The 23,386-nt window shown below is 58.8% G+C and carries 20 protein-coding genes and 1 pseudogene; 10 read left to right on the plus strand and 11 right to left on the minus strand.

The window, feature by feature from the left end:
- Positions 1-485: 485 nt before the first annotated feature.
- The 6 genes from QOL84_RS19860 to QOL84_RS19885 all read left to right on the plus strand — a co-directional run bounded on the left by QOL84_RS19860 (position 486) and on the right by QOL84_RS19885 (position 8,241).
- Positions 486-2,519 carry an ABC transporter permease subunit gene (locus QOL84_RS19860; protein ID WP_283438669.1) on the plus strand — a complete coding sequence of 678 codons (2,034 nt, stop codon included), beginning with the start codon at positions 486-488 and terminating at the stop codon, positions 2,517-2,519.
- A gap of 16 nt (positions 2,520-2,535) precedes the next feature.
- Positions 2,536-4,206: a phosphate ABC transporter permease PstA gene (gene pstA / locus QOL84_RS19865; RefSeq protein WP_283438294.1), complete on the plus strand. Its 1,671-nt coding sequence runs from the start codon at positions 2,536-2,538 to the stop codon at positions 4,204-4,206.
- A gap of 132 nt (positions 4,207-4,338) precedes the next feature.
- On the plus strand, positions 4,339-5,172 hold the full coding sequence (gene pstB, locus QOL84_RS19870) for a phosphate ABC transporter ATP-binding protein PstB (RefSeq protein ID WP_129386683.1): 834 nt from the start codon (positions 4,339-4,341) through the stop codon (positions 5,170-5,172).
- 71 nt (positions 5,173-5,243) lie between these two features.
- Positions 5,244-6,005, plus strand: coding sequence for a phosphate signaling complex protein PhoU (gene phoU, locus QOL84_RS19875; RefSeq protein ID WP_007954334.1), 762 nt, complete (start codon positions 5,244-5,246; stop codon positions 6,003-6,005).
- A gap of 176 nt (positions 6,006-6,181) precedes the next feature.
- On the plus strand, positions 6,182-7,138 hold the full coding sequence (locus QOL84_RS19880) for a response regulator (protein WP_283438295.1): 957 nt from the start codon (positions 6,182-6,184) through the stop codon (positions 7,136-7,138).
- A gap of 206 nt (positions 7,139-7,344) precedes the next feature.
- A complete protein-coding gene (locus QOL84_RS19885; RefSeq protein ID WP_283438296.1) occupies positions 7,345-8,241 on the plus strand; it encodes a peptidoglycan DD-metalloendopeptidase family protein in 897 nt (298 codons plus the stop codon).
- 118 nt (positions 8,242-8,359) lie between these two features.
- On the opposite strand, the gene QOL84_RS19890 is transcribed toward QOL84_RS19885, so the two are convergent.
- The 3 genes from QOL84_RS19890 to phoB form a co-directional block, all read right to left on the minus strand.
- Positions 8,360-9,700, minus strand: a complete 1,341-nt coding sequence (locus QOL84_RS19890; RefSeq protein ID WP_283438297.1) for a hemolysin family protein — start codon at positions 9,698-9,700, stop codon at positions 8,360-8,362.
- A 110-nt stretch (positions 9,701-9,810) separates the two neighbouring features.
- Complete coding sequence (gene phoR / locus QOL84_RS19895; protein ID WP_283438670.1) at positions 9,811-11,097, minus strand: phosphate regulon sensor histidine kinase PhoR; 1,287 nt, start codon at positions 11,095-11,097, stop codon at positions 9,811-9,813.
- A 74-nt stretch (positions 11,098-11,171) separates the two neighbouring features.
- Complete coding sequence (gene phoB / locus QOL84_RS19900; protein WP_007896474.1) at positions 11,172-11,861, minus strand: phosphate regulon transcriptional regulator PhoB; 690 nt, start codon at positions 11,859-11,861, stop codon at positions 11,172-11,174.
- 151 nt (positions 11,862-12,012) lie between these two features.
- On the opposite strand from phoB, the gene QOL84_RS19905 reads away from it, so the two are divergent.
- Positions 12,013-12,396: a COG4315 family predicted lipoprotein gene (locus tag QOL84_RS19905; protein WP_129386666.1), complete on the plus strand. Its 384-nt coding sequence runs from the start codon at positions 12,013-12,015 to the stop codon at positions 12,394-12,396.
- A gap of 113 nt (positions 12,397-12,509) precedes the next feature.
- Here QOL84_RS19905 and ubiA read toward each other — a convergent pair whose 3' ends face one another.
- Together ubiA and QOL84_RS19915 are read right to left on the minus strand one after the other, a co-directional pair.
- On the minus strand, positions 12,510-13,400 hold the full coding sequence (gene ubiA / locus QOL84_RS19910; protein WP_283438298.1) for a 4-hydroxybenzoate octaprenyltransferase: 891 nt from the start codon (positions 13,398-13,400) through the stop codon (positions 12,510-12,512).
- A complete protein-coding gene (locus QOL84_RS19915) occupies positions 13,400-13,960 on the minus strand; it encodes a chorismate--pyruvate lyase family protein (protein ID WP_283438299.1) in 561 nt (186 codons plus the stop codon). The genes ubiA and QOL84_RS19915 overlap by 1 nt, the downstream gene beginning before the upstream one ends.
- Before the next feature lie 201 nt (positions 13,961-14,161).
- Here QOL84_RS19915 and QOL84_RS19920 point away from each other — a divergent pair, with 201 nt between their 5' ends.
- The 3 genes from QOL84_RS19920 (at position 14,162) to QOL84_RS19930 (ending at position 15,964) form a co-directional block, all read left to right on the plus strand.
- Positions 14,162-14,329, plus strand: a complete 168-nt coding sequence (locus tag QOL84_RS19920; RefSeq protein ID WP_007954349.1) for a rubredoxin — start codon at positions 14,162-14,164, stop codon at positions 14,327-14,329.
- A 20-nt stretch (positions 14,330-14,349) separates the two neighbouring features.
- Positions 14,350-15,498 (plus strand): NAD(P)/FAD-dependent oxidoreductase, encoded by a 1,149-nt coding sequence (locus QOL84_RS19925; RefSeq protein ID WP_283438300.1) that lies wholly within the window; start codon positions 14,350-14,352, stop codon positions 15,496-15,498.
- A gap of 190 nt (positions 15,499-15,688) precedes the next feature.
- Positions 15,689-15,964 (plus strand): HU family DNA-binding protein, encoded by a 276-nt coding sequence (locus QOL84_RS19930; protein WP_003213368.1) that lies wholly within the window; start codon positions 15,689-15,691, stop codon positions 15,962-15,964.
- 102 nt (positions 15,965-16,066) lie between these two features.
- Here QOL84_RS19930 and QOL84_RS19935 read toward each other — a convergent pair.
- The 6 genes and pseudogenes from QOL84_RS19935 to tssI all read right to left on the minus strand — a co-directional run.
- Positions 16,067-16,342 (minus strand): annotated as a pseudogene (locus QOL84_RS19935) (phosphatidate cytidylyltransferase); the annotation flags it as partial.
- 107 nt (positions 16,343-16,449) lie between these two features.
- A complete protein-coding gene (locus QOL84_RS19940) occupies positions 16,450-17,070 on the minus strand; it encodes a hypothetical protein (RefSeq protein ID WP_283438301.1) in 621 nt (206 codons plus the stop codon).
- 26 nt (positions 17,071-17,096) lie between these two features.
- Positions 17,097-19,427 carry a lipase family protein gene (locus QOL84_RS19945; RefSeq protein WP_283438302.1) on the minus strand — a complete coding sequence of 777 codons (2,331 nt, stop codon included), beginning with the start codon at positions 19,425-19,427 and terminating at the stop codon, positions 17,097-17,099.
- Complete coding sequence (locus QOL84_RS19950; protein WP_283438303.1) at positions 19,424-20,221, minus strand: hypothetical protein; 798 nt, start codon at positions 20,219-20,221, stop codon at positions 19,424-19,426. The genes QOL84_RS19945 and QOL84_RS19950 overlap by 4 nt, the downstream gene beginning before the upstream one ends.
- Positions 20,218-21,066 carry a DUF4123 domain-containing protein gene (locus QOL84_RS19955; protein WP_283438304.1) on the minus strand — a complete coding sequence of 283 codons (849 nt, stop codon included), beginning with the start codon at positions 21,064-21,066 and terminating at the stop codon, positions 20,218-20,220. The genes QOL84_RS19950 and QOL84_RS19955 overlap by 4 nt, the downstream gene beginning before the upstream one ends.
- Positions 21,063-23,075, minus strand: coding sequence for a type VI secretion system tip protein TssI/VgrG (gene tssI, locus QOL84_RS19960; RefSeq protein ID WP_283438305.1), 2,013 nt, complete (start codon positions 23,073-23,075; stop codon positions 21,063-21,065). The genes QOL84_RS19955 and tssI overlap by 4 nt, the downstream gene beginning before the upstream one ends.
- Between the last annotated feature and the right edge of the window lie 311 nt (positions 23,076-23,386).

Genomic DNA, 23,386 nt, shown 5'->3' on the forward strand with positions numbered 1-23,386 from the left:
ACGAGTGAAACGAGGCTGCGATCTTTTGATCTGGCCTTTGACTGCAAGATCAAAAGATCGCAGCCTCGGTGCCCTCGTCAGCTCCTGCACAGGTTTCAAACGGTTCCGTACAGGTCCCACGGACACCGCGAACCTTCGAATTCTTTGATCCTCCTCCAGTACCCGCTGGCGGTGGATTTGGTGCGTCACTGCATTGTCATCTTTCTGTCATACAGGATCGCTAGGGTGTGCGCATGAATGATCTGGCCAATTCCCCAATGACTACGACTTCCCCTCCCAAGCGCATTGATTTCAATACGCCTGAGCTGCAACGCAAGCGCCGCATTCGCGCGCTCAAGGATCGCTTCACCCGCTGGTACGTCCTCGTTGGCGGTCTCGCGGTGCTGGCAGCCATCACCCTGATCTTCTTCTTTCTCGCCTACGTGGTTGCGCCGCTGTTCAAGGGTGCCGACCTGACTGTGAAAGATGCAATCACCCCGGCCTGGATGCAGGACGCCGGCAAGCCGCTGATGATTTCGCTCGAAGAGCAGAATCAGGTGGCGATGCGCGTTTCCGACAAGGGCCAGGCATTGTTCTTTGATATCGACAGTGGCGCTGAGCTGAAGCGTGTCGATCTGCCACTGCCTGCCGGCGCCACCGTGACCTCGATTGGTGAAGATCAGCCGGGCCACCCGCTGGTAGCCGTGGGCCTGTCCAACGGCCAGGCGCTGGTGTTCCGTCACACCTATAAAGTCAGCTACCCCGATGGCAAGAAAACCATCACCCCGGCCATTGAGTATCCGTATGGCGAGACGCCAATCGCGCTCAACGAAGCCGGCGGTGCGCTGGAGCATGTCAGCCTGAATGCCACCGACACGACGCTGATGCTGGTTGGTTCGACCGGTTCGCAACTCAATGTGTTGTCGCTGACCAGCGAAGAAAACATGATGACCGGCGAAGTCACCAACGAGCAGAAGCGAATCGATCTGCCGCAAATGACCGAGCCGGTGAAAAACATCTTCGTCGACCCGCGCCAGCAGTGGCTGTACGTGGTCAACGGTCGCGCTCAGGCCGATGTGTTCAGCCTGCGCGACAAGAGCCTCAACGGTCGCTACAAACTGCTGGAAAACGCTGACGCCGAAGTCACCGCGACCACGCAACTGGTCGGTGGTATCTCGCTGATCGTCGGTGACTCCAAGGGTGGTCTGGCCCAGTGGTTCATGGCCCGTGACACCGATGGTGAACTGCGCCTGAAGCAGATCCGCACTTTCCAGATGGGCACCACGCCGATCGTTGAAATCACCGCCGAAGAGCGTCGCAAGGGCTTCCTTGCTCTGGATGCTAGCGGCAAGCTTGGCGTGTTCCACAGCACCGCGCATCGCACCTTGCTGGTCGATCAAGTGGTAGAAGGCCAGGGCGTGTTCGGTCTTTCGCCACGTGCCAACCGTGTCATCGTCGAAGCCGACGGCAAGCTGCAACCGCTTCTGCTCGACAACCCGCACCCGGAAGTTTCCTGGAGCGCGCTGTGGAGCAAGGTCTGGTACGAGAACTACGACGAGCCAAAATACGTCTGGCAATCGACCGCCGCCAACACCGATTTCGAACCGAAACTGAGCCTCTCGCCACTGACCTTCGGCACTCTGAAAGCTGCGTTCTACGCCATGCTGCTCGCTGCTCCACTGGCCGTCGCCGCGGCCATCTACACCGCCTACTTCATGGCCCCGGGCATGCGCCGCAAGGTCAAACCGGTGATCGAGCTGATGGAAGCGATGCCGACGGTGATCCTCGGTTTCTTCGCCGGCCTGTTCCTCGCGCCGTATGTCGAAGGGCATCTGCCGGGCATTTTCAGCCTGCTGATGTTGCTGCCGATCGGCATTCTGGTCGCCGGTTTCACCTTCAGCCGCCTGCCTGAATCGATCCGCCTGAAAGTCCCGGACGGTTGGGAAAGTGCGCTGCTGATTCCAGTGATCCTGTTCGTGGGCTGGCTGTCGCTGTACATGAGCCCGTTCATGGAGAACTGGTTCTTCGGCGGTGACATGCGCATGTGGATCTCCCACGACCTGGGCATCACCTACGACCAGCGCAACGCTCTGGTGGTCGGTCTGGCCATGGGTTTTGCGGTCATCCCGAACATCTACTCGATCGCTGAGGATGCCGTGTTCAGCGTGCCGCGCGGCCTGACCCTCGGTTCGCTGGCCCTCGGTGCCACGCCGTGGCAGACCATGACTCGCGTGGTGATCCTGACCGCCAGCCCGGGGATTTTCTCGGCGCTGATGATCGGCATGGGCCGTGCAGTCGGCGAAACCATGATCGTGTTGATGGCCACCGGTAACACCCCGGTCATGGAAATGAACCTGTTCGAAGGCCTGCGCACCCTGGCTGCCAACGTTGCGGTGGAAATGCCCGAGTCGGAAGTCGGCGGCAGCCACTACCGCGTGCTGTTCCTCTCGGCGCTGGTGTTGCTGTTGTTCACCTTCGTCATGAACACCCTGGCAGAACTGATTCGTCAGCGTCTGCGCAAGAAATACTCGTCGCTTTAAGCAAAGGTAGAAGTCTGTGAAACAGAACTCCCTGAAAGGATGGTTCAAGAGCGGCGCCCCGGGCGTCTGGATCAGCGGTGGCGCGGTGTCCATCGCGGTCATCATGACCATTGGCCTGCTGGCAGTGATTGCCGTACGCGGTCTGGGCCACTTCTGGCCGGCGGACCTGATCCACGCCAACTACGACGTACCGGGCCAAGCCAATCACCTGGTGATCGGTGAAGTGGTGCAGAAAGAAGAAGTGCCCCGTGCCCGTCTGAAGAGCGCCGGTTTGCCGGTGCCTGAGGTTGGCCCGGAATTCATGACCCGCGAGCTGATCAAGGTCGGCAACCGTGATCTGAACGGTAATGACTTCACCTGGATCGTCGGCGAGTGGCTGACCAACCAGACCACGCCGCCAGAATTGATGGCGATCGAACGTCGCGAGTGGGGCAACTTCTACGGCTATCTGGTCAACGTCAAACAGGACGGCAAAGTCATCGCCGAGGGCGAGGCTGCGTGGCCTGAGCTGCAGGCGCGGATCAACCGCGTGAATGGTCTGGCTGCACAACTGAAATCGCTGGAAAAAACCGACATCGGTGCAATCAACGCAGGGCTGGAACGCATCCGTCTGCACGGTCGCAAACTGGAACTGGAAGGCAAGCTCGACGCCACCGCGCAAGCGGACATGGAATCCGAGCGTGCCGAGCTGAATGCACGTTATCAGGACATCGAAGCTCGTCTGTCTGACTTGCATGCACAGTTCAACCGCGATGCGTTGACTGCTCGCGATGCCAACGGCAAAGAGATTGAAATCGGTCTGGGCAAAGTGGTTCACGCTTACCAGCCGAACGCGATGAGCACCTTCACCAAGGTTGGTTTCTACTTCGGCAAGATCTGGGAATTCCTCTCCGACGACCCGCGTGAAGCGAACACCGAAGGCGGGATCTTCCCGGCAATCTTCGGCACCGTGATGATGACCCTGATCATGGCGATGATCGTCACTCCGTTCGGCGTGCTGGCAGCGGTGTACCTGCGTGAATACGCCAAGCAGAACACCCTGACGCGGATCATCCGTATCGCGGTGAACAACCTCGCTGGCGTACCGGCGATCGTTTACGGCGTGTTCGGTCTGGGCTTCTTCGTTTACGTGCTGGGTGGTTCGGTTGACCGTTTGTTCTTCCCGGAAGCGCTGCCGGCGCCGACTTTCGGCACACCGGGTCTGCTCTGGGCGTCGCTGACTTTGGCACTGCTGGCGGTGCCGGTGGTGATCGTCGCGACTGAGGAAGGTCTGGCACGTATTCCACGCACCGTGCGTGAAGGCTCGTTGGCCCTCGGTGCGACCAAGGCTGAAACCTTGTGGAAGATCGTTATCCCGATGGCCAGCCCGGCAATGATGACCGGCATGATCCTCGCCGTGGCTCGCGCCGCCGGTGAAGTGGCGCCGCTGATGCTGGTGGGTGTGGTGAAACTGGCGCCGTCGCTGCCGGTGGACGGCAACTACCCGTACCTGCACCTGGATCAGAAGATCATGCACTTGGGCTTCCACATCTATGACGTCGGCTTCCAGAGCCCGAACGTCGAAGCGGCGCGTCCGCTGGTGTACGCCACGGCGCTGCTGCTGGTGCTGGTGATCGCCACGTTGAACCTGTCGGCGGTGTATATCCGCAACCATCTGCGCGAAAAATACAAAGCACTGGACAGCTGATCTCTTATGTAGGAGTGAGCCTGCTCGCGATGGCAACACCGCGGTTTCGTAGATAAACCGCAGCGCCTGAATCGCGAGCAGGCTCACTCCTACAATAAACCGAACCGAATTTGTCAGCACAGGGAGCCCCCCATGCAGCACGAAACACATACCCACGGCATCAACATGTCTGCCCTGGGCCGCGACAAGCAGAGCCTCAACCTGGCGCAGGAAACCGTGGCCATCGAAGTACCCGGCCTGAGCCTGTACTACGGCGAGAAACAAGCACTGTTCGACGTCAGCATGAACATCCCGAAACAGCGCGTGACCGCCTTCATCGGTCCGTCCGGCTGCGGTAAATCGACCTTGCTGCGCACCTTCAACCGCATGAACGACCTGGTTGACGGCTGCCGCGTAGAAGGCGCGATCAACCTGTACGGCAACAACATCTATCGCAAGGGCGAAGACGTCGCCGAACTGCGTCGTCGCGTCGGCATGGTGTTCCAGAAGCCCAACCCGTTCCCGAAAACCATCTATGAAAACGTGGTCTACGGCCTGCGCATTCAGGGCATCAACAAGAAACGCATCCTTGACGAAGCAGTCGAGTGGGCGTTGAAAGGCGCGGCACTGTGGGACGAGGTCAAAGACCGTCTGCACGAATCGGCACTCGGCCTGTCCGGTGGTCAGCAACAACGTCTGGTGATCGCGCGCACCATCGCGGTTGAGCCGGAAGTGCTGCTGCTCGACGAACCGTGCTCGGCCCTCGACCCGATCTCGACGCTGAAAGTCGAAGAGCTGATCTACGAGCTGAAATCCAAGTTCACCATTGTCATCGTTACGCACAACATGCAGCAGGCCGCGCGGGTGTCCGACTACACGGCGTTCATGTACATGGGCAAACTGGTGGAGTTCGGCGATACCGATACCCTGTTCACCAATCCGGCGAAGAAGCAGACCGAAGACTACATCACCGGTCGTTATGGCTGACAGTTGCGGGTTATTCACAGAATTGACGCTGCGGCCCACCGCACCTTACCGGACGCTCCAAGGACGCCAACATGATTAGTAAAGAAGGCCTTACCCACCACATCTCCGCGCAGTTCAACGCTGAGCTTGAGGAAGTGCGCAGCCACCTCCTGGCCATGGGTGGATTGGTCGAGAAGCAGGTCAATGACGCGGTGACTGCGTTGATCGAGGCCGACTCCGGTCTGGCTCAGCAGGTGCGTGAGATCGACGACCAGATCAACCAGATGGAACGCAACATCGACGAAGAATGCCTGCGCATTCTCGCCCGTCGTCAGCCGGCGGCGTCCGATTTGCGTCTGATCATCAGCATCTCCAAGTCGGTGATCGACCTGGAGCGCATCGGCGACGAAGCGACCAAGATTGCCCGTCGCGCGATTCAGCTGTGCGAAGAAGGTGAGGCGCCACGCGGTTACGTCGAGGTTCGCCATATCGGCGACCAGGTGCGCAACATGGTTCGCGATGCGCTGGACGCATTCGCCCGTTTCGACGCCGATCTGGCGTTGTCGGTGGCGCAATACGACAAGATCATCGACCGCGAATACAAGACCGCGCTACGTGAGCTGGCGACCTACATGATGGAAGACCCGCGCTCTATCTCGCGGGTCTTGAGCATCATTTGGGTGCTGCGTTCGCTGGAACGCATTGGCGACCACGCGCGCAATATCTCCGAGTTGGTCATCTATCTGGTACGCGGTACCGACGTGCGCCACATGGGCCTCAAGCGCATGAAGGAAGAAGTTGAAGGCACAAGCGGCGAAACCGCTAATGTTCCGGGCGATGCTGACGATAAGTAAGATTGCCTGAGAAAAGCGCCCGGCCCTTTGGCCGGGCGTTTTTGTTTGTGCTTTTCATGGGCAGAATCGATTAAAAAGCAGCACCCGCGAACGAAAAGTCCCGGCGTGACTGAAGAGTTTTGGCAATGTGCCATCAGCCAGCGTTATGCTTGCCGGGATTTTAATAGGGGTGTTGGATGAGCAAGATCAGTGTGTTGGTCGTGGACGATGCTTCGTTCATTCGTGACCTGGTGAAAAAGTGCCTGCGTAATTACTTCCCGGGGATCCGCACCGAGGACGCCGTCAACGGTAAAAAGGCTCAGGCCATGCTGGCCAAAGAGGCGTTCGACCTGGTCTTGTGCGACTGGGAAATGCCGGAAATGTCCGGTCTTGAACTGCTGACCTGGTGCCGCGAGCAAGACAATCTCAAGACTATGCCGTTTGTCATGGTCACCAGCCGGGGCGACAAGGAAAACGTCGTGCAGGCGATTCAGGCCGGCGTTTCCGGCTACGTCAGCAAGCCGTTCACCAACGAGCAACTGCTGACCAAGGTCAAGCAGGCGCTGAACAAGGTTGGCAAGCTCGACACCCTGATGAATAGCGCGCCGACCAAGATGAACTCGGCGTTCGGCAACGACTCTCTGAGCGCATTGACTGGCGGCAAGCCTGCCGTGGTTGGTGGCGCGCCAGCAGCGGCAGCGGTCAACCCGTTTGCCAAGCCAGTTGCTGCGCCGCCAGCGCCAGCCGCTGCGGCATCGCGTGGTTTGCTCAACAGCCCACCGGTCAAGGCCCCCGTTGCATCGTCGGCTCCGGCAAGCGGTCGTGGCCAAGGCCAATTGCGTCTGCCAAGCGGTACGCAGCAATGCGTGATCAAGGCCCTGAGCATCAAGGAAGCGTTGCTGGTGGTGAAACGCACCGACACCCTGCCGCAGATCCTCGACAGTGCCGTGCTCGATCTGGAGCAGGGCGACAACGCCGAAATCGCCCGCCTCAACGGCTACCTGCATGCTGTTGTCGCGTTTGAACCGAAACCGGACAGCGACTGGTTGCAGCTGACGTTCCGTTTCGTCGACCAGGACGCGCAGAAACTCGACTACATTTCCCGCCTGATCGCTCGCGGCACGGCGCAGAAACACTTCGTTCCGGGCGCGTAATCACAGCTTTACGCTGATCGTTCCCACGCTCTGCGTGGGAATGCCTCAACCGGACGCTCCGCGTCCTCTCGCATGGGACGCAGAGCGTACCGGGCTGCATCCCCACGCAGAGCGTGGGGACGATCATTTGAAACATTTGCCGACTACCCTGGTCTGTCTCAACTGCTAGGCTCTCTCTCAGGCCTTACTTCGACAGACTCTTGCCCATGCTCGCGCGCCTGCTGTTTTTCTGTGGTCTCTTCATGGCCTCCACCTCGGCTGTGGCCATGACTATCTACAAATCCACCGATGCCAACGGCGTGGTCTCGTACAGCGACCGGCCGAGCAAAGGTGCGGCGGTGTTCGTCTTTCAAGACCGCATGGTCGAACGCCTTGATCGCCAGGTGTACCTCGACATCAAGAAGCAGAAGGGTACCGATGTGGTGTTTGTGCGCAACGATCTGTATGCGCCGGTCGAGATTGCACTGGCGTTTACCGGCATGAGCAATGTGAGTGGCGCGCCGACTCAGACGATTCGCCGGGTGTTGCCGGCGCGCAGCAATACGCGGTTGGCGCTGCTCACGGCGGTTTCCGGTGGCCAGCCGCTGGTGTATACGCCGCAGTTTCAGTATTCCCTCGGCGACCCCGCTGGCGCCGTGCAGGGCTATCGCTATCCGCTGCCATGGCGTGGCGGGCCGTTCCGCCTGAGTCAGGGCGCCAACGGCCAGTACAGTCACTACGGGCCGAAGAACAAGTACGCGATGGACATCGCCATGCCGGTGGGCACGCCGATCATTGCCGCGCGGGCGGGGGTGGTGGTCAAGACCGAGAACTCACAGAGCGGGCGCGGCAGCGATGCCTCCGGCAATTTCGTGCGGGTGCTGCATGACGACGGCACGATGGGCGTGTACCTGCACCTCAAGCAAGGTTCGGTGAGCGTACGCGAAGGGCAGCGAGTGGTGGTCGGCAGTCCGCTGGCGCTGTCCGGCAACACCGGCAACAGCAGCGGCCCGCACCTGCACTTTGTGGTGCAGCGCAACAGCGGGGCGGGGCTGGTGTCGATTCCCTACCAGTTCAACCAGCCGCTGGGGGCGTTGCCCAACTTTGCGCTGGGCAAGCAGTGAACCTTAAAAGCAAAAGATCGCAGCCTGCGGCAGCTCCTACATTTGGAATGCGATCCCCTGTAGGAGCTGCCGCAGGCTGCGATCTTTTAAGCAGGCAACGCGGTTTCCCGCATTGCATTCAATCCATCATCAACACCTTGGCCAGTACAATCTTCGGCCCTTTCATCTTCTTGATGATGATCCGCAGGCCTTCGACTTCCAGCACTTCTTCCTCTTCCGGCACCCGCTTCAGGGTTTCGTAGATCAGCCCGGCGAGGGTTTCCGCTTCGATGTGATCGAGGTCGATGCCCAGCAGGCGTTCAACCTTGAACAGCGGCGTGTCGCCCCGCACCAGCAGCTTGCCCGGCTGATAAGCGAGGATGCCGCGCTCAGCCTTGCGGTGTTCGTCCTGAATGTCACCGACCAGCACTTCCAGCACGTCTTCCATGGTCAGGTAGCCGATGATGTTGCCGTCAGCTTCCTCGACCACGGCGAAGTGCGAGCCGCCCTTGCGGAACTGCTCGAGCAACTGCGACAGCGGCATGTGCCGGGACACGCGCTCCAGCGGACGGGTCAGTTCGGCCAGGTTGAACGACTCGGGAATGTGGTCCAGCGCGGCCAGTTCCAGCAGCAGATCCTTGATGTGCAGCAGGCCGACGAACTCCTGGCGCTCGCTGTCGTACACCGGATAACGGCTGAACTTGTGGCGACGGAACATCGCCAGGATTTCTTTCAGCGGCGCGTTGAATTCAAGCGTGATCAGGTCTTCGCGGGAGTTGGCCCAGTCGACCACTTCCAGTTCGCCCATTTCCACCGCCGACGCCAGAACACGCATGCCCTGATCGCTCGGATCCTGGCCACGGCTGGAGTGCAGGATCAGTTTCAGTTCTTCGCGGCTGTAATGGTGTTCATGGTGCGGGCCTGGCTCACCTTGACCGGCGATACGCAGAATCGCGTTGGCGCTGGCGTTGAGCAGGTAGATCGCCGGGTACATCGCCCAGTAGAACAGGTACAGCGGCACCGCCGTCCACAGCGACAGCAGCTCGGGTTTGCGGATCGCCCACGACTTCGGAGCCAGCTCGCCGACCACGATGTGCAGGTACGAAATGATGAAGAACGCGGTGAAGAACGACACGCCTTTGACGATCTCCGGCGACTGCACGCCGACCGCGCTCAGCAGCGGCTCGAGAATGTGCGCAAAGGCCGGCTCACCGACCCAGCCCAGGCCAAGGGAGGCAAGGGTGATACCGAGCTGACACGCCGAGAGGTACGCATCGAGCTGACTGTGTACGGTGCGCAGGATGTGCCCGCGCCAGCCGTTTTTGTCAGCGATGGCCTCGACCCGGGTCGAGCGCAGTTTGACCATGGCGAATTCCGCCGCAACGAAAAAGCCGTTGAGCAAAACCAGGATCAGAGCGAAAAGAATCATGCCGAAATCGGCGAATATTGTTGCGAGGGACAAGCCAGGGGAAGGGTCCATGATGGAGTTTTGCGGGTTCCGTGTGATTCAAAAGAGGTAAAAGTCGCGCCTGAAAGGCAGGCACAAGTCAGCCAATGTAGCGGCTGACCTGGCGATTGCCTAGTGCGACATTACTCAGCGGCGCTGATTGCCCGTACGCTGGCCACTTGTGCCGGGGCAAAATGGCAGGTGAACGTGCTGCCGTGACCGGGCACGCTGCTGATCTCCATCCGCGCGCGGTGGCGCAGCAACACGTGTTTGACGATGGCCAGACCGAGGCCGGTGCCACCGGTGTTGGAGTTACGGCTGGAGTCGACGCGATAGAAGCGTTCGGTGAGGCGCGGCAAGTGTTTGCTGTCGATGCCGATTCCGGAATCCTGCACGCTGAGGTGTGCGCCCTGATCGTCGCCCCACCAGCGAATGCGGATGTTGCCCTCGGCCGGGGTGTACTTCACCGCATTGAACACCAGATTGGAAAATGCACTGCGCAACTCCGCCTCGCTGCCCTTGAGCAGTAGCCCGGCATCGGCTTCGAGGGTGATGCGCTGATTTTTCGAAGCGGACAATTGCTGCGCGTCGCTTTTGATCGATTGCAGCAACGTATCGACCTGCACTGGCTGGTTGTCCGACGGGTAATCGGTGGCTTCCAGTTTCGCCAGCAGCAAAAGGTCGTTGAGCAGCGTCTGCATGCGCCCGCCCTGTTGTTGCATCTGCTGCAGGGCGCGGCTCCAGCGTGGATTCACCTCTTCGACGTTGTCGAGCAGGGTTTCCAGATAGCCGCAAATCACCGTCAACGGCGTGCGCAATTCGTGGGAGACGTTGGCAATGAAGTCTTTGCGCATCTGTTCCAGTTGATGAATCCGCGTGACGTCACGCACCAGCATCAAGTGTTCGTTGTTGCCGTAGCGGGTCAGGTACAGCTGAATGCGCACGCGATCATTGGTCGGCGAAGGGATTTCCAGCGGCTCGGCGTAGCTGTCCTGCTCGAAGTATTCCTTGAAGCGTGGATGCCGCACCAGGTTGGTTACCGGTTGACCGCTGTCCTGCGGGGTCTTCAGACCGAGCAGGGTTTCGGCGGCGCGGTTCCACCATTCCAGATTGCCGTCGCTGTCGAGCATGATCACCGCGTCTTTCAGCGCAGCGGTGGATTCCTGCACCCGGTCGATCACTGCCTGCAGACGCCCGCGCACGCGTTGGTCGCGGCGTTGCAGGTGATAGATGCTGTCGAACACTTCGCCCCACAAGCCGTAGCCATCGGGCGGTGCTTCATCGGGTTTATGCAGGCGCAGCCATTCGTGCAGCCGCAGCAATTGCTTGAGCGTCCAGGCCAGATAAATGCCCAGGCCCGCCGCGAGGCTCCAGCCGTAATAGCCGGTGATCAGGCCGATCACCAGGCAAGCGGTGACCAGCAACAGCATGTGGCGAATCAGGGTGCCATGCCAGTTTTGATTCACGGGAAATACGGTCCTTGTCTGCGAGTCTGGCGGTCGGATCAGGCCTTGGTGGAAAACCGGTAGCCGGTGCCGCGCACGGTTTGTACCAGATTTTCGTAGGCGTCGCCGAGGGCCTTGCGCAGACGGCGGATGTGCACGTCGACGGTGCGCTCTTCCACATAGACGTTGCCGCCCCAGACCTGATCCAGCAACTGGCCGCGGGTGTAGGCGCGTTCCTGGTGGGTCATGAAGAATTGCAGCAGACGGTATTCGGTCGGGCCCATTTCGGCAGGTTTGCCGTCGATGGTCACGCGATGGCTGATCGGGTCGAGCAGCAGGCCACCGACTTCGATCGGCGCTTCGCCATCGGTCGGGCCGGCACGGCGCAGCACGGCTTTCAGGCGTGCGACCAGTTCGCGTGGGGAAAACGGTTTGGTGATGTAGTCGTCGGCGCCGACTTCCAGCCCCTGGATCTTGTTGTCCTCTTCGCCCTTGGCGGTGAGCATGATGATCGGGATGTCCCCGGTCAGCTCATCGCGTTTCAGACGACGGGCCAGCTCGATGCCCGACGTGCCGGGCAGCATCCAGTCGAGCAGGATCAGGTCCGGCTTGCGGTCGACGATGATGGCGTGTGCCTGCTGCGAGTTCTCTGCCTCGAGGCAGTCATAGCCGGCCATTTCCAACGCAACGGCGATCATTTCGCGAATGGGCGCTTCGTCGTCGACGATCAGAATGCTCCTGCCAACCATGCCTTAATCCTCTTGTCATTTAACTGTCTTGCGCCGCATTAGATAACGGAATTATTGCAGTCGTGTGACAGTATTTTAGTCCGGCGGCGATTGTGCAAATCCTGAACTAAGCTCTAAGTCCGAATCCTGACAACCACAAAAGAAGGTTTCCATGACTCAAATGACTGTTTCCTTTAAAGCACTGCTGATGGCTGCTGCCCTGACTCTGCCCGGATTTGCCATGGCCGCCGAGCCGGCCATGATGAAAGACGGCATGATGGTCGATCACAAAGGCATGACCGTTTACACGTTCGACAAGGACGCTGGCGGCAAGTCGATGTGCACCGGCGATTGCGCGAAAAACTGGCCGCCAATGATGGCGCCGGCGGGGGCCAAAGCTGAAGGCAAATGGACAGTGATCAAGCGCGATGACGGCATGATGCAATACGCCTACGACGGCAAGCCGCTGTACACCTTCATGAAAGATGAGAAGCCAGGAGAAATGAAGGGTGATGGCATGAAGGAAATGTGGCACGTGGTGCACGAGCACAAGTAAAGGCAAATCCCCTGTAGGAGTGAGCCTGCTCGCGATAGCGGTGTATCAGTCGGCATTTTCGTTAACTGATACACCGCTATCGCGAGCAGGCTCACTCCTACATTGATTTGTGTTTAGCGCAATGCGTAATCCAGCACGATCCCGACGAAAATCGCCAACCCGGCCCAATGGTTGTGCAAAAACGCCTTGAAGCAACGCATGCGGTCGCGATCACGGGTGTACCAGAACTCCCACGCATAACAGCCAGCAGCCACCAGCAAGCCGAGGTGGAACCACGTTCCTAGCTCGAACTTCGACCCCGCCAGCAACAGGCAACCCAGCGACAGTGCCTGCAAACTCAGGATGATCACCCGGTCCGTCTCGCCAAACAGAATCGCCGTCGACTTCACGCCGATCTTCAAATCGTCGTCACGGTCAGTCATCGCGTAATACGTGTCGTAACCCACGGTCCACAGCAAATTGGCGATCCACAGCAGCCATGCTGCCGCCGGCAACTCGCCGGTCTCGGCGGTGAACGCCATCGGCATGCCCCAAGAGAATGCCGCGCCCAGCACCACTTGCGGGTAATAGGTGTAGCGCTTCATGAACGGATAGGTGAAGGCCAGCGCCAGACCGCCCAGCGACAACCAGATCGTCGGCGCATTGGTACACAGCACCAGCAGAAAACTCACGCCCATCAACAGCGCAAAAAACACCAGTGCTTCCTTTGAACTGATTCTGCCCGCAGCCAATGGCCGTTGCGCGGTGCGTTTGACGTGGCCGTCGACCTTGCGATCCGCCCAATCGTTGATCACGCAACCACCGGCGCGAGTCAGCACCACGCCGAGGACAAAAATCACCACGTTGGCCAGTGATGGCGAGCCCTTGCCGGCAATCCACAGCGCCCACAGCGTCGGCCAGAGCAGCAGGTAAATGCCGATCGGCTTGTCCATCCGGGTCAACTGAATGAAATCCCAGGCACGCGGGTTCAAGCGGTTCAGGGACTTGAGCAGGCTCTGATACATCAGCTGTTCTCCGGATGGGCGCGGGCGGCGCACCACAGATTCGGCAGGAAAATTTCCGCGACCAATACGCTTAGCGCGCCACGGTCGAAGCGCGAGCGGCGGCCCCACAGTTCGGGCGCCTTTGCGGCAGGCGGCAGCCATTGCTCAGGGTAGCGGCAGACTTCGATGGCGCGACGCTGGAAGGCCTGATCGCAAAACAACAATTCGCCCAACGAGCGGCTGCCCAGTTCATCCATGTGCAAGCCGTCGCCCTGCAAGGCGCTGCGTGAGGCGACGCTGCGGGCAAACACCCAGGCTTCGCCATGACCGCGCAAATACACCTCGCGCACCCAGCCTTCGCTGCCTTCAGCCAGTTTCAGCGCGGCGCATTCGTCGGCGCGCAGGGTGTCCCAGCCTTCGAACAACGGCGTCACACTAAAGCCATCATTGGACAAGCGGGTCAGTCGGCGAGTGAGCGAGCCTTCGTCGAACAACCAGTCGAGGGTCAACGAATCGGGGAGGGACGTCAGTTGGCTTTGGGCCAGCCAGAGCGGGGCCGGGGAGGGATTAGTCTGTTGCACAATGAGTCATTATTGGCCGCAAATGAGGCGGCGAGCTTACCATGGCAGGCTGCGATATTGATCGATCCCGGTGGCCATTGCGCCGAACAGGCTTGCATCTGCCCGGCTCCATCAGTACAAAACGCCCTGAGCCGGATGGCAGCGCACTACCCATCGACCGTCCGCGCCGGCAATAAGCCTGAACCCTGAGGAAGTACCTGAATGAAAAAGTGGCAATGTGTGGTCTGCGGCCTGATCTACAACGAAGCCGACGGCTGGCCGGATGACGGCATTGCGCCGGGCACCCTGTGGCAGGACGTGCCGGAAGACTGGCTGTGCCCGGACTGCGGTGTCGGCAAGATGGACTTCGAAATGATCGAAATCAACTAAGCAAAACAAAGGAGTAAGGCATGAGCGCACCTGTCGTCATCATCGGCACTGGCCTTGCGGGCTATAACCTGGCCCGCGAGTTTCGCAAGCTCGACAGCGAAACCCCGCTGCTGTTGATTACCGCCGATGACGGTCGCTCTTACTCCAAGCCGATGCTCTCCACCGGTTTCGGCAAGAACAAGGACGCGGATGGCCTGAGCATGGCCGAACCCGGCGCGATGGCCGAGCAGTTGAAAGCCGAAGTGCGCACCCATACGCGCATCAGCGGCATCGATGCCGGCCACAAGCGTTTGTGGATCGGTGAAGAAGCGGTGGCCTACCGTGACCTGATTCTCGCCTGGGGCGCAGAAACCGTGCGCGTGCCCATCGAAGGCGATGGCGCGGATCTGGTCTTCCCGATCAACGATCTCGAAGACTACGCGCGTTTCCGTGTTGCAGTGGCCGGTAAACGCCGCGTTTTGCTGTTGGGTGCCGGCCTGATTGGTTGTGAATTCGCCAACGACCTGATCCTTGGTGGCTATGAAGTGCAACTGGTTGCGCCGTGCGAACAAGTGATGCCGACCCTGCTGCACCCGGCGGCTGCGGCAGCAGTGCAGGCTGGGCTGGAAGGCCTCGGGGCGAAATTCCACCTCGGCCCGGTACTGACCCGATTGCACAAAGTCGCCGATGGCCTGGAAGCGCATCTGTCCGACGGCCAGGTCATTGCCTGCGATGTGGTGGTTTCCGCCATTGGCTTGCGCCCACGCATCGATCTGGCGGCGGCCGCCGGCGTACAGGTCAATCGCGGCGTCGTGGTCGATCGTCAGCTGCAAACTTCCCACGCCAATATCTACGCCCTGGGCGACTGCGCCGAGGTCGATGGGCTGAATCTGCTGTACGTGATGCCCCTCATGAGCTGTGCGCGAGCGCTGGCACAAACTTTGGCAGGAAACCCTACCGCAGTGAGCTACGGCCCGATGCCGATCACCGTGAAAACCCCGGTTTGCCCATTGGTGGTTTCGCCACCGCCACGCGGCAGCGAAGGCAGCTGGACCGTTGAAGGGCAGGGCGCCGACATCAAGGCCCTGTGCCACGGCTCCGACGGTCAGTTGCTCGGCTATGCGCTGACGGGCGCCGCCGTCATGGAAAAACTCGCCCTGAACAAACAGCTTCCGGCCTTGCTGGCGTAAATACCGGTCGTTCTGTCGGAATCACCCCGCTTTTGCCCCCACAAAGGTCGTAGTGAGACTGGCGCAGGCCTTGTCCGCGTGCCATTCTCACTCCCGTCTGCCGCAGAGTAGAGCCTGCGGCGCCTTGGGCGCTGTTCCAACGAGAACAGCACGGACATAACAACAAAAAACCGTCAAAGGGGCTTCACTAATGCGTAAACCAGAACTCGCCGCTGCAATCGCTGAAAAAGCAGATCTGACCAAAGAACAGGCCAACCGCGTACTCAACGCCGTTCTCGAAGAAATCACCGGCGCTCTGCACCGCAAGGACAGCGTGACGCTGGTAGGCTTCGGCACCTTCCTGCAACGCCACCGCGGCGCCCGCACCGGCAAAAACCCGCAAACCGGCGAGCCGGTGAAAATCAAGGCCAGCAACACCGTTGCGTTCAAGCCAGGCAAATCGTTGAAAGACAGCGTTAATCCATAAGTGCGGCGAACTCCCTGAATAGCGGGGAGCGTCGTAAACAAAAATGGGCATATCGACTGCGGTCGGATGCCCATTTTTTTGTGGCTGACGAAACCGTCCGGGTCACGCCGAAAAGAAATACCGGGTGAGGTGGAAGAAGATCGGTGCCGCGAAGCAAATCGAATCCATTCGATCGAGCATGCCGCCGTGGCCCTTGATCATCGTGCCCCAGTCTTTGGCACTCAGGCTGCGTTTGATCGCGGACATGACCAGCCCGCCGAGAAAACCCATCACTACAATCACCAGTGACATCAGCAACGATTGCCAAAAGTTGAACGGCGTCATCCAGAACATGCAGCCGCCAACCAGCGTGGCGGACAATCCGCCACCGACCAGGCCGCAGGGGGACTACGCATGACGGCTGCAGGGGCGCCTTTTTGTCTGTCGAATTCGCTTTTAGCCAGCTTACGGCAGTCATTGGGACTTAAGTGCCGGGCTGCACGCCGCTACTCGGTCATCCGAACCGTCAATCGCAATGGCTTATCCTGAAGCTGCTCAATTCGTAGCCTGCCTAAAATTTCATCGTTCGTACTCTGCCCTTTGCATACCAATTCATGTTTGAAGACTTTACTTAACCGGGAGTCCGCATATTTACACTCAACTGAAATCAAGTTCTCGTCCGACCCATGCGTTTCCAGTGGTTCATCTGCCAAGTCATTAATGTGTATCCAGACGGCGCTTAAGCCAAGCTTCTCTGGATCCTCAGTCATGTCCATGATCCAGATCTTGATTTCGCTGAGGAGCGTGAGACAGCCCCCAATGCTGGGAAGTAATTTGATGTTGAATTTGGAGGTCTGCGCAGTGGGTTGCCAAGGTTGATTAAATTTTTTGACTCCAAGGTTGGGGTCTCTCGCATAGTTTTCTGGTGCGTAACAGTAATACGGGGAAAACGGTTGATAGTACGCTTCTGCGGTGACGCTAAAATTCGCTGGGATGTCCATGTTCAGTATTGCCGAACTGGAGAACGAGTTGCATCCAGTTCCAAATATTATGAAGCTGGCCAATACCAGAGCGCGGATCGAATGCGTTGCATTCGCGAGGTATAACTTGGGGGACAACGAGAGCATCGGTACTTCCTTGTTGACTGATTAAGTTAAATGAACGAGTCAATATCCAGCTGAAACGGCGCGCCAACCGCATGCCCTCCGGTCATCGCGGCGATAGCGGCATCGTGGTCTTCGGCGGCGGGCGGGATCATCGCCAGTTGCTCCCGAACAAGGTTTTCCGTGTGGGCGTTCCAGCGCAGCAGACTTTCCTCAACCCATTCGGGCTGGTCGGCATAGCTGCCGTAAACGTCGACCTCGGTGACCCGCTGTCCGCGCAGGGCGACCAGACGCGCCTGGGTCATTTTGATCTTGTCTATTTCATTGTTGAGCGCTGCGGTCTTGTCGTTTCGTTCCTGGTGGCGCACATAGGCGCTGGGGTGAGCTCGAATCCCGCGCTCAACGGCACGCAGTTGCTTTTCAATATTGTCCAGGACGCCGCTGACCCATTCGAACTCTCGATGCGTCACCAGCGAGCGTTTGAGTTGCAGCGCCTCCTGCCAGCGGCGCAGGCTGGCCCAGCAGCCGGGAATGTAGCTGTTGACCATGAAGTGCTGACCAGCGGCAAGGAGTTGACGAAAAAACGAGACTCGGTCGGGCAAGCCATTGATCGCGCGCAATGCCTTGGCGCACCCGTGATCGTTGATCGTGCTGCAACCCGGTTTCCACAGAATCGACGACTTGTGACCTTCGCCAAATGTCACCGGCATGAAATGACGCAAGTCACCGTGATGCCCATAGTCGTCGCCCAGCAAGTTGATCATTCCCAAGATCAGAAATGCGAAACCGCCAACTGGATGCAGGGCCAGTAGTCCCACGTTGGCCGCATACATTTCCTTCGGTTTCGAGAAAGTATTCATCCATGTGGCGGGGACGCTCGGGACCGGATCGTTCTGATTGACGATGCGGTGGTGGACCAATGCTTTGGCGCTTTCGATGAAAGTAGTGTCACCAGCGCGCGGGGCGCCGTAGGTGTAGAGGACGATGTCGGGGCTGAAGCGTTTATCACGGCGTAACATTTCCGCCAGTATCAATGCCACCGCTCCGCCCAGACTGTGCCCGGTGATCAGCAGCTTTTGTCCGCGGTAGAACTTGTCCAGATAGGTCTGGACAAAGGGGAACGCCGCCAAAGCTCCACCATAGAAACCGCGGTGCACTTTGCCTTCTCCCTCGGCAAAGGGAACCTGATAGGCGTCGCCATCACGGAGGCCGTCGGGCCGGATTTCACTGGTACCGCGCACGCTGATCAAGATCACATCGTCGTGGTGGCAGATGAAGGCTTGGGTGTCCGTGCTCGGAACCCGTTTACGATCATCAAAAAAGTGCAATCTGGCAGGGTGCTCCTGCTCATCGCCCAGTGCGGGGTCATTCACTTCGGGGTAGAGGTCTGGATCGAACGGCACCACTTCCAGACGTTTCGAGTACTGCACCTCCTCATAGAGCGGAAAATATTTCTTGCTCTGTGTAGCATCGACTTTCCACAGCTCATCAAACTGCGGCAGGGCATGGCCGAACCAGTGACCAATGCTGGGTTCGACGGTGAAGTTCACGCTGTCACTCGTAACCGGTTGGGTGTTTGGCTTTTGGCCGAAATCGGTGTAGCTCAGCGTGGCTATCAATGACAGTTGATAGAGATTGAGCGCGCAGAATTCGTCGCCGGTCGACAGCATGGGCCGAAGCGCTCTCATCGGGCGTACTTCCATCACATGATGTTTATTCGGCAACAGGGCGATGCCTTTCGGCGGTGGAGGGGAGAACCCGAGCTCGACGGTGGCCATCTCTGCCGGACTCAAGATTGCGTGCATTCCGCAATCCGCAGCGGTTTTATCGAAAACGGTGAAGTTTCTGGATTTTGCCGCGGGGCGCATGAGCTTATGCACCGCCCTATTTGGTGGGTCGCGACGAGCAGCCAGCGGTGGCAGGTGTGCAATGTGTTTCACCAGTTCACTGACTTCGACCTGACAGTACGCATCGGTGTCGGCCTGCTCCTTGGCGGGATTGGCTTGAGTGCGAGCGCCTGTTTTGTGGAAGAAGCGGGTTTTTTCGGCGCTGACTTGGAGTTCAGTGATGGGAAGTGGGTAATGGGGTCTTTTTATGAAGTCCTTATAGAGCGTGTCCGAACCCTCATATTGTCGGCTTACTTTGAGTACCAGCGGACCGCAATAATGATTGTCGACTTTAGCGAAGCCGTTGGCGTTGAGCTTTAGCGAATAAACGGTGTCTTCATAATCAATGATTTCGCACGTCAAACCGGCGTACGGTTTGCCGTCACCAAATTCATCAACTAGTTGAAAGCTTGTCGAATGAGTACGTCGAGGGCAGGCGTGAATATTGCCTGACATGAAAGCAGTGTCGCTGGCGGCTAAGGGTTCGATTTTCATGGGCGCGCATCCGTGTTTTCCGTGCATCCCGGGTAGATTGTGCAGACTCTGTCGTCAACCATTCGGAACGTGCTGAAATTTTCGTAGTTTCCGTTGCAGTAGGCGTGTTGATCTTCAAACCCCTTGCCCATGCATCGTTTCCAGCCGCCGGGAACTTGAACCCAGGTATCGCCCCAGCCCGGTAATTCCTCGGCTGCCAACTTGATTCTCAGCCTCACCGTTTTTCCCGATAACTGAGTCAGCGTGTAAGCCGTGAATGGACGACTTCTACCAACTGTTCCATGCGCATCCATTCTCTTGCAGGTCAGAATTTTGGTGATGTAGCGCTTCGGACCAACCGTGCGAAATAGCCACTGGCACTCCCCGAAAAACTCTCCCGCGCCGTCATCGCCGAAACTTCTCATCTGCCCCTCCAGCAACTGCGGTCGCACGGCAAACGACGCATAGTCGTAGCTTGAGTAAGTGCGGTTCTCGTCTCTGCCAATCACGCCGATAATCTTGATCTCCACTCGATTCAGCGCCAAAGGGCAGCTACTCACGGTTCTGTAGAGCTCGATTACAGAAGTACTTTCATACTTCATATTGGTTTGATTGAATCCGACCTCTGTGCCCTTACCGCCTGGCACCGAACATGTTTCGCCTTTGGCAGGCACGTAGGCAGCCGTCAGGTCGTATGTAAAATCCGGCGGGAAATCCGGAACAAACGTAAAACTCTCGCGCTTCTCCACAGCCGTACAACCCACCAGCAACCCCAGGCAACCACTCAGCATCAACCCTCTTTTCAAGTCCCTCATCCACCTACCTCTCCCTGCCAATAAAGCGCTTCCTGATACACCCGTTCAAAGTGCGCCGCCGGATCTTCACCGGGTTTGGGCAGCCATGATTTGGCTGGCCGATACCCCGGTAACTGCAAACAGCGTGTCAGCAAAAAATGCACTTGCTCCGGTAGTTGCCAGCCCCACAAGTGCGTCAGTTGAATCAGGCCCCATAACCATTCATCAACGTCGAGTTGCTCCGCGAGCTTGGCCATCGCTTCAGTGTGCTCGCCCACCAGATAGCGGCGGGCGTTGTCGAACAGCACGTTTGCGTAAATCAGCTCCGGTATGGGCGTCTGCAGCCATGGCGGGTCGATGGGCAGCGGGTGTTCGCCGGGATCCGGGTTGTCGGCGACGTTCCATTGCCCCGCGTGCCAGTAACAGACGCTGCTGATCGGCCCGAGCAAAGCGGCGTATTGCTCGGGTTGCAGATGCGCCAGCGCGCGTCCGAGTACGCGGTTGTCATGCACGCGATACACCGCCAGATTGGGGCGTTCGCCGGCCACCACACGCTCGCGCCAATGGCTTGCCAGAACCTCCAGATCGACGTGCTCGACACTGGCCAGCCAACCCCAATGGCGGTCGGGGGTGGCGAGCAATGTCTGGATGACGGGGTGGCGCGCCGTGTCGATTCGCAGCAGCAGCGGACCGGTTTGCGCCAATGATTCAGCTGCCGTGCCCACGTACAAATGACGAAATTGGTCTGTACCCACGTCGGCGGCCAGAGCGGTGCGTGCTTCGCTCTGCCCGTCGGTATCGAGCATCAGAAATAGATTACGTCCTACTCGGCGCTGTTCGTGCAGCCATTGTTCGACCCGGTTCATGCGACTTCTCCCAGGCCGCACTGCCCAGCCGCACAGGCTTCGCACAGCGGGCAATAATCCGCCGCCTGCTGGTGAGCACTGTTGACGATCGACAGCGGTGTGGCACTGACCGGAGGGTCGATTGCGCCCACTGCCTGCAGCGGCTGTAGCGGCGCGATGCCCGCCAACGGCGCACCGCCCTCGACGATGGGCACGCTGCTGAAGATCCCGCCGGCGTTGATGACGATGTGGTGTCCGCCCGCCGACAGCGTCAGGCTCATGCCAGCATCGATCACCACGTTGCTCGCGGTGACATGCGCCTGCTGGCCGGCCTGAATCACCAGCGCTCCAACCGTTTGACTGCTGATGCCGCTGACGGTCAGCAGATCATCGGCGTTGATCTGAGTACTGCGCACACCTTGGTGGGTGCGCAACGTCTTGCCCTCGATCAGGCAGGTGCTGTCATTGCCCACTTGCTCGAAGTGGTCGCGGGTGATCAGGCTGCGGCTGTCATTGAGGATCAGTTGTTCCAGATCACGTTGAGCCCGCAGGTAGATTTTCTCCTGGCCAGCACGGTCTTCGATCGACAGCTCGTTGTACCCGCCATTGCGCGGTGAGCTTTGAGTGCGCAAGACCGTTCTGGTCTCATTGGCCGGCAATGGATAGGCGGCGGATGTGACCTTGTTGGGTACGCAACCGGTGATCAGCGGTTGATCCGGGTCACCCTCCTGAAAAGTCACGACCACTTCCATGTCGATGCGCGGAATGGTCATCGCCCCGAAACCTTCCCCGGCCCAGCTGGAGGCAACGCGTATCCAGCAGCTGCTCTTCTCGCTATTGAGCTCTGCCCGGTCCCATGGGAACTCGACGCGAACCCTGCCGTATTCGTCGCAGAACGTCTCTCTTCCGGGCGGCCCGGTGACTCGCGCGGTCTGGCAAACCAGCACAGGTCTTGGCGCTGGCAGTGGCGGGCGGTAAAGCACGTCGGCCGGGATGGCCTTGAAGGTGTTGCGATAACCCTGAGTGAAGCCATCAGCCGTTTTGTCATCGCTGCTGAAAGCCTCTTCCAGCACGTGGGGCTGCTTGCCTTCATGAGCGATGTTCAACAGCAACCACATCTCGTTGCAGTCCGGTCGCGGATGTTTGATCAAGTCGAAAAGATGACCGCTGCGCAACGCCGCTTGATTGCTCTTGCCCTCAATCCATTGATAGTCGCTGCGGTGTCGTTCCAGTACGTGACGGACTTGCTGTTTGCCGTGCTTCTCGGATGTCATCAGCAGCGGATAGCGATAGTCCTCGAGCTCGGGTGTGAACTCGGCGGTGAAGCGACTCTCCAGCAACAGGCTCGGGCGATTCAGGTCGTAGTCGCGACGGGTGATCGTGCTGGTGCGCGTATTGAACCCCATGGTCAGATGGTTGACCACGGGGTGTTCTGCAACCATTCCACTGTCAGGCTGAAAGGAGGTCGGACCCAATTTGGGGAAGAACACCTGACTGTCGCTGAACACCAGCAAATGCCTGTCGACCGAGTGCTGGTGATGCCATGCGATGCCGTCCTCGGCGCACAAGCGCTGAATAAAGAGGAAATCGTGCGTGCAGTACTCACGCACCGGACTGGTGGTGACATTGAAGGTGAAGTCATCGGGCTGAATGCCGTGCCGTTGCAGAACCTGCGCGACGATTTCCGGCACCGTCAGGTTCTGAAAAATCCGTTGGTCGCGACTGAATTGCAGATAGTGCAGCGCGGGCACCAGTGTGAGCTCATAACGAGTCAGCCGTTTGCCCGACTCCGCCAGCATTACATTTTCGATGCGCCCGTGAATGCCTTCCTGATTGGCGCCGAATTGCAGGAACGCAGGTCGGCCTAGCAACGCTTCCAGATCGACATCAGTCCGCTCGCTCACCAGTGCGACACGGATGGCATACAGCTGGCTGACGGCTTCAGCGCCGTTAAACGAAAGCACCTTGAAGTCATGACGAAAAGCAGGGATCTGCAGCGTAAACAGCGCGCAAGTGCCCTTACTGAACATACGCTTGTCCTTAAGCAAAATGAGTCGATGCGCGGTGTTCGATCGTCCCTGATCGCCACGCGTAAAAAATTTGCCAAGGCACGCTAGCTGCGGGGGAAATAAATTGATGTAAGAACCGTCTCTGACATTTGTCGGAGTCTTCCGGGTTGTAAGGTGTTGTATGAATTGAAGGAAATGACTGTAGGAGGGAGAGTTCGATAACTATTGAATTAGCACGAATGTGCAGTGTTTCCGGCGTGCTGAAAGTTTCACAAAGTAATTTGCCATCAAATTGATGGCACTTTTCCAATTTGTCATTGTCTTCGCCGAAT

This window comes from Pseudomonas helmanticensis, from assembly GCF_900182985.1.
Lineage (GTDB): Bacteria > Pseudomonadota > Gammaproteobacteria > Pseudomonadales > Pseudomonadaceae > Aquipseudomonas > Aquipseudomonas helmanticensis.

Excerpts from the sequence above, each read along its gene's own strand:
- QOL84_RS19860 (WP_283438669.1), top strand. The coding sequence starts at position 486 with ATGCAGGACGCCGGCAAGCCGCTGATGATTTCGCTCGAAGAGCAGAAT.
- pstB (WP_129386683.1), top strand. The coding sequence starts at position 4,339 with ATGCAGCACGAAACACATACCCACGGCATCAACATGTCTGCCCTGGGC.
- phoU (WP_007954334.1), top strand. The coding sequence starts at position 5,244 with ATGATTAGTAAAGAAGGCCTTACCCACCACATCTCCGCGCAGTTCAAC.
- QOL84_RS19880 (WP_283438295.1), top strand. The coding sequence starts at position 6,182 with ATGAGCAAGATCAGTGTGTTGGTCGTGGACGATGCTTCGTTCATTCGT.
- QOL84_RS19885 (WP_283438296.1), top strand. The coding sequence starts at position 7,345 with ATGCTCGCGCGCCTGCTGTTTTTCTGTGGTCTCTTCATGGCCTCCACC.
- QOL84_RS19890 (WP_283438297.1), bottom strand. The coding sequence starts at position 9,700 with ATGGACCCTTCCCCTGGCTTGTCCCTCGCAACAATATTCGCCGATTTC.
- phoR (WP_283438670.1), bottom strand. The coding sequence starts at position 11,097 with ATGCTGTTGCTGGTCACCGCTTGCCTGGTGATCGGCCTGATCACCGGC.
- phoB (WP_007896474.1), bottom strand. The coding sequence starts at position 11,861 with ATGGTTGGCAGGAGCATTCTGATCGTCGACGACGAAGCGCCCATTCGC.
- QOL84_RS19905 (WP_129386666.1), top strand. The coding sequence starts at position 12,013 with ATGACTCAAATGACTGTTTCCTTTAAAGCACTGCTGATGGCTGCTGCC.
- ubiA (WP_283438298.1), bottom strand. The coding sequence starts at position 13,400 with ATGTATCAGAGCCTGCTCAAGTCCCTGAACCGCTTGAACCCGCGTGCC.
- QOL84_RS19920 (WP_007954349.1), top strand. The coding sequence starts at position 14,162 with ATGAAAAAGTGGCAATGTGTGGTCTGCGGCCTGATCTACAACGAAGCC.
- QOL84_RS19925 (WP_283438300.1), top strand. The coding sequence starts at position 14,350 with ATGAGCGCACCTGTCGTCATCATCGGCACTGGCCTTGCGGGCTATAAC.
- QOL84_RS19930 (WP_003213368.1), top strand. The coding sequence starts at position 15,689 with ATGCGTAAACCAGAACTCGCCGCTGCAATCGCTGAAAAAGCAGATCTG.
- QOL84_RS19940 (WP_283438301.1), bottom strand. The coding sequence starts at position 17,070 with ATGCTCTCGTTGTCCCCCAAGTTATACCTCGCGAATGCAACGCATTCG.
- QOL84_RS19945 (WP_283438302.1), bottom strand. The coding sequence starts at position 19,427 with ATGAAAATCGAACCCTTAGCCGCCAGCGACACTGCTTTCATGTCAGGC.
- QOL84_RS19950 (WP_283438303.1), bottom strand. The coding sequence starts at position 20,221 with ATGAGGGACTTGAAAAGAGGGTTGATGCTGAGTGGTTGCCTGGGGTTG.
- QOL84_RS19955 (WP_283438304.1), bottom strand. The coding sequence starts at position 21,066 with ATGAACCGGGTCGAACAATGGCTGCACGAACAGCGCCGAGTAGGACGT.
- tssI (WP_283438305.1), bottom strand. The coding sequence starts at position 23,075 with ATGTTCAGTAAGGGCACTTGCGCGCTGTTTACGCTGCAGATCCCTGCT.